The 15,442-nt window shown below is 67.3% G+C and carries 10 protein-coding genes and 2 pseudogenes; 4 read left to right on the plus strand and 8 right to left on the minus strand.

The annotated features are described in order from the left end of the window. Positions 1–48: 48 nt before the first annotated feature. From QRM89_RS05195 to QRM89_RS05220, 6 genes and pseudogenes are all read right to left on the minus strand, one after another. On the minus strand, positions 49–402 hold the full coding sequence (locus tag QRM89_RS05195) for a lysozyme inhibitor LprI family protein (protein WP_285447443.1): 354 nt from the start codon (positions 400–402) through the stop codon (positions 49–51). Positions 403–636: 234 nt separating this feature from the next. After that, complete coding sequence (locus QRM89_RS05200; RefSeq protein ID WP_115529556.1) at positions 637–1,182, minus strand: glutathione peroxidase; 546 nt, start codon at positions 1,180–1,182, stop codon at positions 637–639. An 83-nt stretch (positions 1,183–1,265) separates the two neighbouring features. Next, a complete protein-coding gene (locus QRM89_RS05205) occupies positions 1,266–1,643 on the minus strand; it encodes a hypothetical protein (protein ID WP_285447444.1) in 378 nt (125 codons plus the stop codon). 805 nt (positions 1,644–2,448) lie between these two features. Further along, on the minus strand, positions 2,449–3,981 hold the full coding sequence (gene rmuC, locus QRM89_RS05210; RefSeq protein WP_285447555.1) for a DNA recombination protein RmuC: 1,533 nt from the start codon (positions 3,979–3,981) through the stop codon (positions 2,449–2,451). A 449-nt stretch (positions 3,982–4,430) separates the two neighbouring features. Beyond that, positions 4,431–4,628: pseudogene (locus QRM89_RS05215) on the minus strand (zinc-binding alcohol dehydrogenase family protein); the annotation flags it as partial. Positions 4,629–4,661: 33 nt separating this feature from the next. Beyond that, positions 4,662–5,669: a zinc-binding alcohol dehydrogenase family protein gene (locus tag QRM89_RS05220; protein ID WP_103699846.1), complete on the minus strand. Its 1,008-nt coding sequence runs from the start codon at positions 5,667–5,669 to the stop codon at positions 4,662–4,664. A 95-nt stretch (positions 5,670–5,764) separates the two neighbouring features. Here QRM89_RS05220 and QRM89_RS05225 point away from each other — a divergent pair, with 95 nt between their 5' ends. From QRM89_RS05225 to QRM89_RS05240, 4 genes are all read left to right on the plus strand, one after another. Then, the gene (locus QRM89_RS05225) at positions 5,765–6,685 is read left to right on the plus strand and encodes a LysR family transcriptional regulator (RefSeq protein WP_285447445.1); all 921 of its coding nucleotides are present in this window, start codon (positions 5,765–5,767) and stop codon (positions 6,683–6,685) included. A 103-nt stretch (positions 6,686–6,788) separates the two neighbouring features. Beyond that, positions 6,789–7,019, plus strand: a complete 231-nt coding sequence (locus tag QRM89_RS05230; RefSeq protein WP_228880240.1) for a hypothetical protein — start codon at positions 6,789–6,791, stop codon at positions 7,017–7,019. A gap of 389 nt (positions 7,020–7,408) precedes the next feature. Then, positions 7,409–7,789, plus strand: a complete 381-nt coding sequence (locus tag QRM89_RS05235) for a hypothetical protein (RefSeq protein WP_011039280.1) — start codon at positions 7,409–7,411, stop codon at positions 7,787–7,789. A 352-nt stretch (positions 7,790–8,141) separates the two neighbouring features. Then, positions 8,142–9,557: an amino acid permease gene (locus QRM89_RS05240; RefSeq protein ID WP_012439724.1), complete on the plus strand. Its 1,416-nt coding sequence runs from the start codon at positions 8,142–8,144 to the stop codon at positions 9,555–9,557. Positions 9,558–9,988: 431 nt separating this feature from the next. Here the strand turns inward: QRM89_RS05240 and QRM89_RS05245 are convergent, their stop codons facing one another. Both QRM89_RS05245 and QRM89_RS05250 read right to left on the minus strand, forming a co-directional pair. After that, complete coding sequence (locus QRM89_RS05245) at positions 9,989–12,463, minus strand: GH92 family glycosyl hydrolase (protein WP_285447446.1); 2,475 nt, start codon at positions 12,461–12,463, stop codon at positions 9,989–9,991. A 97-nt stretch (positions 12,464–12,560) separates the two neighbouring features. After that, positions 12,561–15,434, minus strand: a pseudogene (locus tag QRM89_RS05250) (TonB-dependent receptor). Between the last annotated feature and the right edge of the window lie 8 nt (positions 15,435–15,442).

Genomic DNA, 15,442 nt, shown 5'->3' on the forward strand with positions numbered 1-15,442 from the left:
TTGGTACCGATGCCTTTGCGTCAGGCAAGCGTTCGTCCGATGGCACTGTTATTTACCGGACCGCAGCGCCGGTTCGGGCATAACGGAAGGAGTGCGATCGGCGTAGGTGAGGTAGCTCTTCCATAGATCATAGGAGCGCTGATCGTTGAGATCGACGCGACAGCTCGCCGCTTTCGCCAGCGCGACTGATGCGGTGCCCCACAACACACGCACATTGCCGCATTGCCTTTCGCTATAAGTCCGCCAGGCAGCTTGCGCTGCATCGAACGCATCGGCTGACAGACCGAAATCTGTCAGCGCCCTTGTGCGTGCTGCCTGCAAATAGTCATCGAGGTGTGCCTGCGACTGCGCAGCCTCTTTGGTCCAGCAAGCATTGCTCTGCGCAGTTGTCGCCAGGTCCACACATAGATCAGATGCATATGCTGAAACGCAGCAAAGAAGGCTCAGGAGTGGAAGTAGGTGCCTCACGGTGCCTCTTTGGCTTTCACGCATTGCTCTTCTCTACGTCTGCACGGTCAGTCAACGTGGAATGCAACTGCTGAGACCGCCCGCGTAGCAGCGCCCTGTTCGACCGAAATCGAACAGGTAGCTGACTGGATGACGAGTCGCAATATGTCTTTGTCCAAGCAACGCCGGTTAGTGCGCCAACGCCGCATCCACGGCCTGACGCAGGCGGGCGTCATCGGCGGCGACGTCGGGTGCGAAGCGTTCGATGACCTGGCCATCGCGGCCGATCAGGAATTTTTCGAAGTTCCACAGCACGCCCGGTGCCGGATTGGCCGCGATGCCGTAGCCGGCCAGCTTTTCGCGCATCGGGCCATCGCCGGTGGCCTGCGGCTGTGCGCTGGTCAGCGCCTGGTACAGCGGATGGATCTCGGCGCCGGTGACGGCGATCTTGGAGAACAGCGGGAAGGTGACGTCATAGGTGAGCTGGCAGAACTGGGCGATCTCCGCCTCGCTGCCGGGCTCCTGCCCATTGAAGTCGTTGGCCGGGAAACCCAGCACTTCCAGGCCTTGGGCCTGCTTGTCGCGGTACAGCGCTTCCAGGCCTTCGTACTGCGGGGTCAGCCCGCACTTGGAGGCGACGTTGACCACCAGCAGCACCTTGCCGCGATGCGCGGCCAGGCTGGTGGCGCCACCGTTGATGTCGGTCACGGGAATGTCGTGGATGCTCTGGCTCATCGGTGCGTCCTGTTGGAGGAAGCGCCAGAGCATAACCGCCGGGCGAGCGCGAGCGCTGCACCCGGTGCGCCGAGGTCAGCGGATCAATCGATGCACAGCGCTGCCTGGCCCATGCCGCCGACCACTTCCTGGCGGCAGCCGAAGCGATCGCTGTCGCGCTGGCAGGTGCCGCTGGTGGCGGTGCCGGTGGGCACGATGCTGGTGGCCAGGCAGTCACCGCTGCAATCCGCGTTATCGGTGCAGGTCTTGCCGGCATCGGCGTAGGGCACCACGCACCGCGGCGCCTGCATGCGGCCTACCGGACGCATCTGACCGCCTTTGGCGGTGCAGGCAGCAGCGTCTGTGGATGTTGATGGTGCAGGTGTCACAGCCGCCGCCTGGGACGGTTGCGTGGTGGGCGTGTTGCTGCAGGCGGCCAGCAGCAGTGCGGACAGTGTCGCGTACATCCATCGGCTCGACATGCGGGCTTCTTCTTGAACAAGGTGAGGCAAGCATCGCGGCTGGTGTGTCTGCGTGGCGTGCTCGGGGTGGGCGGTGTCTGCGGCTGCGGCGTTGGGCGTAGCTGGGAGCGCTGCGGCGTTACAGGGAAGGCTTCATCGCGCCCGAGGGCGCTCCTACGTGAGATCGGTTGCGAGTGAGAGCTTGTCGATCACGTGGCGTGTGCGTCGATTTGCAGCGGGGTGGATCGGTACCAAATGCACGGCGGCTACCAGATGGCTTCGGCCGTGTAGGAGCGCCCTTGGGCGCGATGGGGCGTTACCGGGAAGGCCTCGTCGCGCCCGAGGGCGCTCCTACGGGAGATCGGTTGGGATGCAGCCGGGTTGCCGACCCACGGCCTATGCGTCGGTTGCGCCAGCGTGGATCACCAGCTAACCCGTTGATGTGAGATGCCTTCAACTGTGTAGGAGCGCACCTGGGCGCGATCAAGCGTTAGCGGGAACGCATCGTCGCGCCCGAGGGCGCTCCTATGTGAGGTCAGTTGCGATTTGAGAGCTTGCCGATCACGTGGCCTGTGCATCGATTTGCAGCGGGGTGGATCACGACTAAACCCGCGACGGCTGTGAGATGGCTTCGGCCGTGTAGGAGCGCCCTTGGGCGCGGTGGGGCGTTATCGGGAATGCCTCATCGCGCCCGAGGGCGCTCCTACCGAAGGCGGTTCGATGCACTGGGTGCGGCTGTGAGGTGAATGGCTTGCCCGCGCTGGTTACGGTGTGGCCGGCTCACCGTTGGGCGCGCGAGTAAACGATTCGCACCGGCGCGCCATACTCATTCCTGCTCGTCACCGGCCTCGTCATCACTGCTGCCGGTGTCGTCATTGCCGGCGTCGTCGAGCAGCGCCTGCGATTGCTCGCCGGCCAGGGTTTCCACGCCGCGCAGGCGGCGCTCGATGGTGCGGGTCTTGCGGCTGGCTTCGCCCAGGCTCTTGCTGACCGTGGTGATCTGCCGCTCGGCCTTTTCGAGGATGCCGGCGAACTTGCCGAATTCGCTCTTCACCGCGCCCAGCACCTGCCAGACCTCGCTGGAGCGCTTTTCGATCGCCAGGGTCCGGAAGCCCATCTGCAGGCTGTTGAGCAGGGCGGTAAAGGTGGTCGGCCCGGCCAGCACCACGCGATGTTCGCGCTGCAGCAGGTCGACCAGCCCGGCACGGCGGATCACTTCGGCGTACAGGCCTTCGGTGGGCAGGAACATCACCGCGAAGTCGGTGGTGTGCGGCGGGCAGACGTACTTGTCGCTGATGGATTTGGCCTGGATGCGGATGGCGCGTTCCAGCTGCGCAGTCGAACTCTTGATTGCGTCGAGGTCGCCTTTTTCCTGCGCGTCGATCAGGCGTTCGTAGTCCTCGCGCGGGAACTTGGCATCGACCGGCAGCCACACCACCGTGTCGTCGCCGCGCCCTGGCAGGCGGATCGCGAAATCCACCGCTTCCGCGCTATCGGGCTTGACCCGGACGCTGCGCGCGTACTGCTCCATCGTCAGCGTCTGCTCCAGGATGTTCTCCAGCTGCACTTCGCCCCAGCCGCCGCGGTCCTTGACGTTGGTGAGCACGCGCTTGAGGTCGCCCACGCCGGTGGCCAGCTGCTGCATTTCGCCCAGGCCGCGCTGCACCTGCTCCAGCCGCTCGGACACTAGCTTGAAGGAGGCGTCCAGGCGCGTGTTGAGGGTGGTCTGCAGTTTCTCGTCGACGGTGGCGCGCATCAGTTCCAGCTTGCTGGCGTTGTCGCTCTGCAGGCTGGCCAGCTGTTGCTCGAGCGTGGCGCGCATCTCGCCGATGCGCAGTTCGTTGCGCTGGGTCAGCTCGGTCAGGCGTTGGCCCAGCGCTTCGGTGAAGCGCTGCTGCGACTCGCCCGCTTCGGCGCGGCCCTTGCGCGCGTCCTCGGCGAGCGCTTCACGCAGCGCGGCCATGTGGGTGTCGGTGCGTGCGATCAGCTCGGTGAGTTGCTGCCCGAACACGTGGATGCGGGCTTCTTGCTGCTGGCCGAAGCCATCGAGCTGGGTGCGCAATTCAGTCAGGCGCCCGGTGAGCAGCTCGCCGGTGCGCAGCTGCGCCTGGGTACTTTCTTCGCGTGCCTTGCGGGCATCTTCGCCGAGCGCGTCGCGCAGCAGGTCCAGGCGCTGGTCGGTGCGGGTGGAGAGCTCGGTGAGATTGCGCGCAAAGGTTTCCAGGCGGCCATCCTGCTGCCGCGCCAGGCCTTCGAGTTGTTCGCGTAGTTCACCGCGGCCGTCGCGTTGTTCGGCGCGCAGCGCCTGCTCCAGCCCGGTGGTGGAAGAGCGCCGCAGCAGCATGGCCAGCTGCAGCACGAAGACTGCGCACAGCAGCCCGATGAGGATGAGGGATTCGGATGACATGCGCGCAGTGTAGCGGTGCCGGTCGCAGCAGCTGCGTCAGTGGGTGGCCGGCTGCAGGGTCGGCACGGTGGCTGCCTGATGGTCGGGAGGGCGCGCGTGCTGGTTCGGGGTGAACTGCGTGGCGCGCGCTGGCGGTGCACTGCGACCTGCGCCGCACTGCAACGACCGACTGCGCGGCCGTGGGCAAGGCGCGGTCGGTCCTTAGCCGGATTGATCACGACAACACGCACAGACCGATGCCGCCATCCACACAGCGCGTGCCATCACTCGCGATCCAGGCCTTGTCACCGCAGCGCAGCCGCCGCCGCCGACTTCGTGCCCGCCCTGCATCGCGCGCGGACGCGAGACGCGCTGTGGCGCCATGTCCCGCAGCGGCCACCGCCATCACCACTACCGCTCGCTCAAAATCCCTCCAGCACCACTTTGCCGCGGGTGCGGTGCGGTGCGATTCCAGCGCGGCGCGGGTTGTCCACGGTGATGCGGCCGTCGTGCTCGCCCAGCGTCGTGCGCAGCACGCCGGACTCCACCAGCCCAGCGACACGGTTGAGCAAGTGATGCGGGGCGATCATGTCGTCGGTGGCGAACAGCGAGCCGGTGAAACATCAACGCCCCGTGCAGCACCTATCGCTCGCTCAGAATCCTTCCAGCACCAGCTTGCCGCGGGTGCGGTGCGATTCCAGCGCGGCGTGTGCGCGGCGCAGGTTGTCCACGGTGATGCGGCCGTAGTGCTCGCCCAGCGTGGTGCGCAGCACGCCGGACTCCACCAGCGCGGCGACACGGTTGAGCAGGTGGTGCTGGGCGATCATGTCGTCGGTGGCGAACAGCGAGCGGGTGAACATCAGTTCCCAGTGCAGCGACAGACTCTTGCGCTTGAGCGGCAGCGCGTCGAGCGTGGCCGGGTCGTCGATCAGCGCCAGCTGGCCTTGCGGGGCGAGCACCTCGACCAATTGCGCGAAGTGCTGGTCGGTATGGGTGAGGCTGGCCACATGTTGCACATGGGCGATGCCGATGCGCTGCAGGCCGGCGGCCAGCGGCTCGGTGTGGTCGATCACGTGGTGGGCGCCGAGCGCGTAGACCCAGTCCTGCGTCTGCGGGCGCGAGGCGGTGCCCACCACGGTGAGCTGGGTCAGCGCGCGCGCCAGTTGCACCAGGATCGAGCCGACCCCGCCGGCCGCGCCGACCACCAGCAGGGTCTGGCCTGCACCGCCGCCTTCGGCAATGCCGAGCCGGTCGAACAGCAGTTCCCAGGCGGTGATGGCCGTCAGCGGCAACGCGGCGGCGGATGCGTCGTCGAGCGTGGCGGGCTTGCGGCCGACCAGGCGCTCGTCTACCAGGTGGTATTCGGCATTGGTGCCGGGGCGGGTCAACGCGCCGGCGTAGTACACCGCGTCGCCCGGCTGGAACAGGGTCACCTCGTCACCGACCGCGTCGACCACGCCGCTGGCGTCCCAGCCGAGCACGCGCGGCGCCTCCACCGGCGCGGTGGCGCGCACCTTGGTGTCGACCGGGTTGACCGAAATGGCGTGGATGCGCACGCGCAGATCGCGCGGGCCGGGCGTGGGCAGCGGCAGGTCGAGCGCGACCAGCGCGCGCGGGTCGTCGATGGGCAGGCCGTGTTGCGGGTAGGCGATGGCTTTCATGGCGGTGGCCGTGGGGCGAGGAGCTGCAGCGTGCGCCATCGCCATTTCCGGAAAAACCGGCAAACTGCGCAAGCAGTTTCACTGTTGGAGAGAAGATGGTCCGATTCGATGATCTGGCGCTGTTCGTGCGCACCGCGGCGCTGGGCAGTTTTTCCAGTGCCGCGCGCGAGGCCGACCTGTTGCCGGGCCAGGCCAGTGCCGCAGTGGCCCGGCTGGAACGGGCGCTGGACCTGCGCCTGTTTGCTCGCTCCACCCGCAGCCTGCGGCTCACCGCCGAGGGCGAGCAGTACCTGCCGTACGCGCGCCAGGTGCTGGAGTTGCTGCGCGATGGCCGCGAGCAGGTGCGCGGCGGCGACCAGGCGCTGCACGGGCTGCTGCAGGTGACCGCGCCGTCGGACCTGGGCCGCAACGTGCTGCTGCCGTGGCTGACCGCGTTCCGCGCCGCGCATCCACGGCTGACGCTGCGCCTGCACTTGTCCGACCAGGTGGCCGACCTGTACCGCGCGCCGGTGGATGTGGCGTTCCGGCTGGGGCGCATCGATGACGCCGACCACGTGGCACTGCCGCTGGCGCCGGACAATCGCCGCGTGCTGGTGGCCGCACCGGATTATCTGCACCGGCATGGGCGGCCGGGCACGCTGGAGGCACTGCGCGAGCACGCCTGTCTGCTGTACGTGCTGGCCGGGCGCCCGTACGACCGCTGGCAGTTCGAGGGTGATGGCCGCCGCCAGACGGTGCCGGTGCGTGGGGCGATGCTGTGCGACGACGCCGATGTCGTGCGGCGCTGGGCGGTGGCGGGCGAAGGCATCGCCTACAAGTCGTGGCTGGATGTCTGCGCCGATGTGCAGGCCGGGCGCCTGGAAGTGCTGCTGCCGGCCTACGGCGACCGGCTGCCATTGCAACTGGTGTGCCCGCATCGCAAGCAGTTCTCGCCGGCCATTCGCCAGCTGCATGCGGACTTCGCGCAGCGCTGCCAGGCGTTGACTGCGCTGTTGCCCGAGGTGCCGGCAGGCTGATCCACCGCTCCGCGCACAGTGGCGCACGCGGCCGCGTCCGTTGAAGGCATCCTCACCGTGGCCGCCCTAGCCTGTGTGCATGGTCACGCGCCGTCCTCCCTCGCTGCAGCGCTACGGCAACCGCGATGGCGACTCCGGCGTGGTGGCCTATGCGATCACCACCGGCGCGATCGCGGTGCAATTTCGCAGTGGCGAGACTTACGTGTACACCGAGGCCAGTGCCGGCGCCGAGGCGATCGCCACCATGCAACGCCTGGCCGCGGACGGACGCGGGCTGAGCACCTACATCAGCCAGCATGTGCGCGAGCATTACGCCGGCAAACTCGAGCCGTAACGCGGTTCGACGCGTGTCATGCACATTGCCATCTCGCATCGTTACGCACGTGGCAACATCGCGCGGCAACGCGACAGCAGTGTCACATCGCAACACGTACGACACCGCCGCCATCGCGATGTTTGCGGGTCCATCGCATCGGCAGTACACAACAACCTGCATCCCATCGGGATTGGCCAAACTTCAGTGACGCATCAACCGGCCACCAGCGCGATGGCACTTGATAAAGCAACCGCCTGTTTTTTCGGCACATGTAGCGCCGACTGCATCGCAGCAGCACAAGCGGCCCGAAGCAATGCTGCGAAGGCGCGGCATACAGGCGCACGCGCATTGACCTCAACGTGACCTGCGCGTGGGTAGGCTGACGTTCTCACCTGCGAGGCTGCCTGATGACCACCGTCAAGACCCAAACCCGTTTGCTTGCCCTGGGCCTGTTCGCCTTTTTGGGGCTGTTTGGGGCGATCATCTGGTATCTGATGCGGCCGTACGGCACCGCGTATTTCTTCCCGGTGCATTTCCTGATCGGTGCGGCGCTGCCGTTCTTGATCTATGCCATCGGCGCAACCCGGCTGTGGTTCTGGCTGGGCATGATCGTCACTGCGATCGTGCTGCTGTGGTTCAACTTCTGGGGCCACGATGCCAATGGCGCGGCGCCACGCGTGCTCGACTGGAGCCACTTTGCCGCCGGCGCGATCGGCCTGGCCAGCGCCTGGGCGGTGCAGTTGCTGTATCGGCGCGCACGTCCGCCGCATCGTCCGTCGATCGATTGAGGGTGGCCGACCTTCGCCAGTGTTGGCCGGTGTCTTGCAGCGCGCGCATCACCAACCAATCCGGTCGTCACTGTTGATGGCGATCACCCGCGTCGGCAGAGCATGCCGTGGGAACGGCCGCCGCCATCCGTCGCCAGATAGCTCGCACCACCGATGACGCGCCAGCGCTGGCCACGCCGCAACGCCTGACGCGCATCTGCATCGCCGCCAGCGGCTGCGTTTCTAGCACATCGATCCCTTTAGCGCCGCGCTGCCGCAGCCCGCGCACGGCGTCGCGTGACCTTGGACCGATAGCTTTGCTGCGCCGCGTTGGGCGACACTCGGGAATTCTTTTGGTTCCTGCGAGGTCCCCATGTCGTCTTGGCTCAGGCGCAAATCCATCGATCAGGTCACCGTGCACGAGGCCGGGCGGCAGCTGGTACGCAGCCTGAGTTGGCCGCATCTGATCGCACTGGGCATTGGCGCGATCGTCGGCACCGGCATCTACACGTTGATCGGCGTGGGCGCGGACAAGGCCGGCCCGGCGGTGCTGCTCTCGTTTGTGGCCGCCGGCATCGTGTGCGCCTGCGCGGCGCTGGCGTATGCGGAGATGGCCACGATGATGCCGGCCGCCGGCAGCGCCTACACCTACAGCTACACCGCGCTGGGCGAGAGCATCGCCTGGGTGGTGGGCTGGAGCCTGGTGCTGGAATATTCGCTGGTGGTGAGCACGGTGGCGGTGGGCTGGTCGGGCTATTTCGTCGGGTTCCTGCAGTGGTTGGGGGTCAACCTGCCGCATGCATTGATTGCCGGGCCGCACGCCGGCGGCATCGTGAACCTGCCGGCGGTGGTGATCACCTTCCTGGTGGCCGGCATGCTGATGGCCGGCACCAAGGAAAGCGCCACGCTCAACGCGGTGCTGGTGGTGCTGAAGATCATTGCGCTGGGCGTGTTCGTGGCGATCGCCTTGCCGGCGTTCAACAGCGCCAACCTGCAGCCCTTCATGCCGTATGGCTTCTCCAAGGCAATGGGCCCGGATGGCGTGGAGCGCGGGGTGATGGCGGCAGCGGCGATCATCTTCTTCGCGTTCTACGGGTTCGATGCGATCTCCACTGCGGCAGAAGAGACCAAGAACCCGGGGCGCGATCTGTCGATCGGCATCGTCGGTTCGATGATCGGTTGCACGTTGATCTATGTGCTGGTGGCGTTGTCGGCGGTGGGTGCGATGAGCTTCACCGTGTTCGGCAAGAGCCCGGAGCCGTTGGCGTTGATCCTGCGCGAACTGGGCCATGGCAAGGCGGCGCTGGTGATCGGCGCGGTGGCGATCATCGCGCTGCCGACGGTGCTGCTGGCGTTCCTGTATGGGCAGAGCCGCATCTTCTTTGTGATGTCGCGCGACGGTCTGTTGCCGCGCGGCTTGTCCAAGGTCAACGCACGCACCGGCACGCCCGTGGCGATCACCTTGTTCACCGCGGTGCTGGTGGCCGCGTTGGCGGGTGTGGCGCGGCTGGACGAAATTGCCGCGTTGGCCAATGCCGGTACGTTGGCCGCATTCACGGCGGTGGCGGCGTGTCTGCTGGTGTTGCGCGTGCGCGAACCCACCCGTGCGCGGGCGTTCCGCACGCCGCTGGCCTGGGTGGTGGGGCCAGTGGCGATCCTGGGCTGCCTGTATCTGTTCTGGAGCCTGCCGAGCACCACGCAGGGCTGGTTCCTGGTGTGGAACGCGCTGGGCGTGGTGGTCTACCTGGCCTACGGGCGGCGGAATAGTCGCTTGGGGAAGGTTGGGTAGTTACCTCTCCCGCCGGGAGAAGGTATCCGTAGGGCGGATGAGGGGCGCCTCAAATATCTTTCAGTGCCAACGATGACGAACGCGTCGCCACGCGCCTTCAAGAGTGAATCATCGATGGGACGGTCTTGGCGGTAGCAGTACTGTGCTGCGCGGTGCTATGAGTACTCAGCCGCCAAATGCAGGTGAGCTGTGCCCTTCTCCCACCGGGAGAAGGTGCCCGTAGGGCGGATGAGGGTGCGCCTCAGGTATCCACCGACGATTAGCGATGAGGAACGCGTCGCCACGCGCCTTCAACCCTGCATCATCGATGGCGAAGGTTTAGCGGTGGAAGTCTGCTGCCGCGCGTGAGTCAGTGGCTTTGCCTCGTACCCTCACCCCAACCCCTCTCCCTGCGGGAGAGGGGCTTTCATCCGTCAGCCTGATGCTTGCGGTCACTGCGCGGCAGCAGGCGTGGCGCAGAACGAGGTGGGCAATGCGTCCGCTTGCGTGCCCCAGCCCTGAGTGGGCGGCTGCTTGGTCAGCGCAAACGACAGCGTGCCGCCTTGCTGCAGCTGGGCCCAGTCCAGGAATACCTGCGGCTGCGGCTTGCCGTTGACGCGGACGCCATCGACGTACTGCAGCGTGCGGCCATCGGCGCCGGGCGCGTCGATGCGCAGGCGCTTGCCGTTACCCAGGTCCAGCGTGACCCGCTTGAAGCGCGGCGCATGCAACAGGAATTCGCCGCTGCCCGGCACCGCCGGATACAGGCCGAAGGCACTGAACAGGTACCACGCCGACATCGTGCCCAGGTCATCGTTGCCGGTGACGCCGTTGGGCGCATTAGTGAACAACTGCTGCGCGGCGCGCACCACGGTGGCGGTCTTCCACGGCTGGCCGATCAGCGTGTACATCCACGGGGCGTGCAGGTCCGGTTCGTTGTTGGGGTTGTAGCGGTACTGGTTGTAGTAGCTGTACGGGCCCACCACCCAATGCGTGCGTGCGCCGTTGCCGAGGTCCTTCAACAGGTCGTCGTAGGCGAAGAAGGTGTCCAGGCGTTTGCCTGCCTGTTCGCTGCCGTGCATGGCCTGCAGCATGCCGGGGATGTCCTGCTGCAACAGCCACTGGTATTGCCAGGCGGTGCCTTCGTGGAAGCCGTGCTGCGAGCGCGGGCTGTAGTGATCGTCGGAGGGTGCGTACCAGCTGCCGTCTTCCAGCCGCGGGCGCGGAAAACCGCTGAAGCCGGTGTCGGCATCGCGCACGTCCGCATCCCAGACGCGGTGCCAGTTGCCGCCGCGTTGGCGCAACTGCGCGCTGTCCTGTGCATGGCCCAGCGCACCGGCCATCTGCGCCAGGGCGCAATCGGCCAGCGCGTATTCCAGCGTGGCCGAACCGCCGTGGTGCGGGTCCACATCCATGCCCTTGGAGGGAAAGGCGCGGTCGTATTGCACGTAGCCGTTGGCCAGGTAACTCGCGTTGCCGGAGCGGCCGGCGTGGCGCGAATTGGTGGGCGGCTGACCGAAGGCGTTCTGGCGCAGCGCGGCGTAGGCCTCGGCTTCGTTGCCCTGCAGCGCGCCGAAGCGCCACATGTCGACCAGGAAGGGCGTCACCGGGTCGCCGGTCATGATGTTGGTGTCGTAGTTGGCGTAGCCCCAGCGCGGCAGCCAGCCGCCCTGCTGGTGGATGGCCAGCAGCGAGCGGCCGATGTCGCGCGCGCGCTGCGGGCGCAGCAGGGCCAGCAACTGGTTCTGCGAGCGGTAGGTGTCCCACAGCGAGAAATACTCGTAGTAGGTCCAGCCATCGGCGCGGTGGATCGCATCGTCGTAGCCGCGGTAGCGGCCGTCGGCATCGCTGCCGGTGAGCGGCTGCAACAGGGCGTGGTACAGCGCGGTGTACAGCACGGTGCGGTCGTCGCGGCCGGCGCCCTCCACCTGCACGCTGGCCAGTTCGGTGCGCCAGGTCTGCTGCGCGCGCTGGCGCATCTGCTCCAGCCCCAGCAGCGCCCCGCCCTGCATGCCGTCGGCGCGCAGATTGGTGCGCGCGCCCTCGGCGTCCACGTGCGAGATGGCGCTGACCACGGTCACCGCGCGCGCGTTCTTGCCCTTGCCCAGCGGAAAGCTCAGCCAGGCGCCGTTGGGTTTGAGTTCGCCGCCCATGCTGTGGCGCGCGCCGGGCACGCCGCCGTCTTCGCCCCACACCCCGAACGCGGTGAACGGGCGGTCGAATTCCAGCCGGAACCAGGTGGTGTATTCCTGGCCGCCGCAGAAGCTCTGCGTGGTCAGCTTGCCTTCCACCACGCGGTCACCCACCAGTTGCACCTGGCTGCCGATCACCACGTGGCGGTCGTTGGCCTGGGCCACGTTGATCAGCACATGGCCGGTGTCGGCGCCGGGTGCGAAGGTGTAGCGCTCGGCGGCGGCGCGGGTGAGCGCGGTGGCCTCGGCGTCGATGCCGCCGTAATCGGTCAGGCGCACCTTGTAGTAGCCGGCCTGGCCCACTTCGCCGTCGTGGGTGTAGCGCGCGGCATAGCGCTTCTGGTCGAAGGCCTTGGCGTCGCCGGTATCGAAATCACCACCGGGGCCGATGCTGCCGGTTACCGGCAGGATGGAGACCTGCCCGCCCTGCTCCCAGCAGCCTGCCCCGGACAGGAACGAATGCCCGAAGCCGCGGATGCTGGGGTCGTCGTAGCGCCAGCCGGCGTAATGCGCACCGATCGGGCTGACCTGGATCAGGCCGAACGGCGCCGACGCGCCGGGAAAGGTATTGCCGTCGTCCTTGCTGCCGATGAAGGTGTTGACCTGCGCCGGGTCCTGCGCGGCCAGCGGCCCGGTCAGCGAGAGGCCGAGCAGGCACAGGCCGGCGGCGGCGCGGCGCCACCAGGGGCAGGCAGCGGATACGGCAGGGGTGGCGCTGGGCACGACAGACAACATGCGGGAATCACCTCGGGGGAGAGGGCGACGCGGACGTCGCAGGTAGGAAGCGTGCCTGCCGCACCAGAGCGCCGGCAGGCACGCGCGCAACCGCGTTCTAGAAATCGAACACGTATTCTGCCGCGATCTCGCGGCCAACCGGGCTGAACAGGCGGCTGTTGTAGAACTCGTAGTCCAGCTTGTACGGGTCCTTGTGGTTGTAGCCGGTGCTGTTGAAGACGTTGTTGACGTACAGGTTGAGCTTCATCGCCGGGGTGATGCGGTAGCCGACATTGACGTTCCAGGTGATCGCCGGGCCCACGCGGCCGAAGTACTTGCGCGTGCTCTGGCCGAAAGTGGGGCTGTTGGGATCGGTGTCGGTGCAGTTGGCGCGGTCGTCTGGCACCCCGCCATCGGCAAACGGCACGCAGCCGCCGGGGTTGTCCAGCCGGTCCAGGCCCCAGTGCGAGCGCACGCTGGGCACCGCACCGACGCGGTCGCCGTAGACGGTGGCGTTCCAGTTGCCATACAGCCAGCTCACGCTGCCGCGCAGCTTGCTGCGGATGTCGCGGTCGCGGCGCTCGGGGTTGGGGTCGGTGCGGTAGGTCTGCTCGCGCATCGAGCGCAGGTTGGTGTAGTCGAGCCCCATCTGGAAATCGCCGAAACCGGTCTTGAGCTGGTAGCGCGCCGACAGGTCGATGCCGCTGACATCGCGCTGGGCCAAGTTGATCGGGCCGCGCTCGATCGCGGTGATCGCGCCGCCTGCATCGCGCTGCACGCGCGCCAGGATCGAGGCGCAGTAATCGGCGCCGCCCGGGTTGGACCAGGCCTGCCCGGGCGTGATGGTCAGCCCGGTGCGGCAGCCGGCCTCGTCGCGCAGGATGGTGGTCTCGTCGATATCGCGGATTTCTTCGTCCAGGTGGATGCGCCAGTAGTCGGCGGTGAAGGAGAAGTTCTCGAACGCATCCCAGACAAAGCCCACCGTCCACGAGTCGCCCAGTTCCGACTCCAGGTCCGGCGTGCCGCGGCGGTTGATCGCAAACGGATAGGTCACCGCGGTGTTGTCGCCGGTGCAGTTGTTGGTCTGGTAGGCGCCGCTGGCGATGCAGCGGTACTGGTCCAGCGTGCGCACCTGCGCCGAGCTGGGCTGGCCGAGCAGGTAATGCATGTCCGGGGCACGGAAGCTGGTGGCGTAGCTGCCGCGCAGCAGCAGGCTGTCGATTGGCCGCCATTGCAGGCCGGCGCTCCAGGTGGATTCCTTCTGCGTGCCGATGTCCAGCAGGTTGGCGTCATCGTTGAACGCCTCGTAGTCGCCATAGCGGTCGTAGCGGCCAGCCAACGTGGCGGTGAGCGTGGTGGTCAGCGGCACGCTGAACTCCAGACCGCCCGAGTAACGGGTGCGCTCGCCACCGCCGCGGTCCACGTTCTGCACTTCGTAATCGAGGTTGGCGCGCGGGTCGGGGTTGAGCCGGTAGCCCTGCTGCGCGGCTTCGACCACGGCGGCAAATTCGATCGGCCCAGCCCAGCCGTCGAACAAGGTGCCGCTCAGGCTCAACGCGCCCTGATTGACCCAGGACGCGGCGCGGTTCACCGAATGCGCACCGATCTGCGCGTATTGGCCCGGGGTCAGCGGGGTCCACCAGCGCGCGCGGTCCAGGGCGTAGGCCGGCAGGCCGTCCACGGTGCCCAGCTGCGGGCCGAGGAAATAGTCATTGGCGCGTTGCCAGTCCACGGTAGAGATGCGTTCCTGCACGCGGTAGTAGGAGCGGCCCAGCGAGGCATCCCAGTCGAAGCGGCCGTCGCCCAGGGTGCCGCGCAGGCCGGCGCTGATGTCCCAGGAACGCTCGCGGTTGCGGTTGCGCAGGCCGGCCTGGCTGCCGACTTCGTTGGCGGTGAACTGGCGCACGCCAATCAACTGCTGGCCGCTGGTGACGTCGTAGAAGGCCGGGTAATCCAGCCCCGCCGGCAGCTGCACATACGGCGGCGAGGTGCCCCACTGCGCTTCGGAATCGAACACCGCCAGGTTGGTCCAGGCTTGCACGCCGTTGCCGAATTCCCAGGTGCCGTACAGATACCCGGACAGGTCCTTGCTGCCGCTGCGCAGCAGCCAGTCGGCGTAGTCGGCGCTCAGCCCGCACAGCTGGCCGGTGTTGGTGGTGGTGTCGGTATTGCGGTTGTAGAGCAGCCGATCAGCGCGGTAATAGGCGCCGCCAAACTGTTCGCACGCACCCGGTGGCGGCGCCTACCGGGTGCCGGTGGCGTTGTCGATCAAGGCAATGCCGCTGCTGGGGCGAAACCCGACCCGGCGCTGCTCGGTGGTCCAGGCGCTGTAGGGCGCGTCGCTGGCGTCGTCCATCTGCGGGCGGTCGCGGCCGAACAGCGGGTCGCGGCTGGTGTACTGCAGCGCGTAGGTCACGCTCCAGTTGTCGCCGGTGCGCCCGCCGGCCCAGGACACATCCGCGGTATCGCGCCCGCCCTCGGTGGAGGTGCCGCCGCGCATGCGGAACTGGTCGCCGCTGTAGTTCTGCTTGAGGATCACGTTGACCACGCCGGCGATCGCGTCCGAGCCGTAGATGGCCGAGGCACCACCGGTGAGCACTTCCACCCGGTCCACCGCCGCGGCGGGAATGTTGCTGTAGTTGGAGACGTTGCTCTGCCCGTTGTACGGCAGCGGGTAATCGGCCACGCGGCGGCCGTTGACCAGCAGCAGGCTGCGGTTGGGGCCGAGGTTGCGCAGGTTGAGCGGGCTGGCGTTGGGCGTGTGCGAGCCCCAGCTGACATCCGCCTCCACCGTGCCGATCGCCTGGTTCAACGTGCCGAGCATGTCGTAGACGGTGGTGAAGCCCTGGGCGCGGATCTCCTCCGAGCCGATGATCTGCACCGGCGCCGGCCCTTCGGCCTGAACACGCTTGATGCGCGAGCCGGTCACGGTGACGGCATCGAGTTGTTGCGGATCGGCCTGCTGCGCCAGCGCAGGCAACGGCGACAGCATGGCGAGCA

Origin of the sequence: Xanthomonas sp. LMC-A-07 (assembly GCF_030208825.1) — a bacterium.
GTDB lineage: Bacteria > Pseudomonadota > Gammaproteobacteria > Xanthomonadales > Xanthomonadaceae > Xanthomonas > Xanthomonas campestris.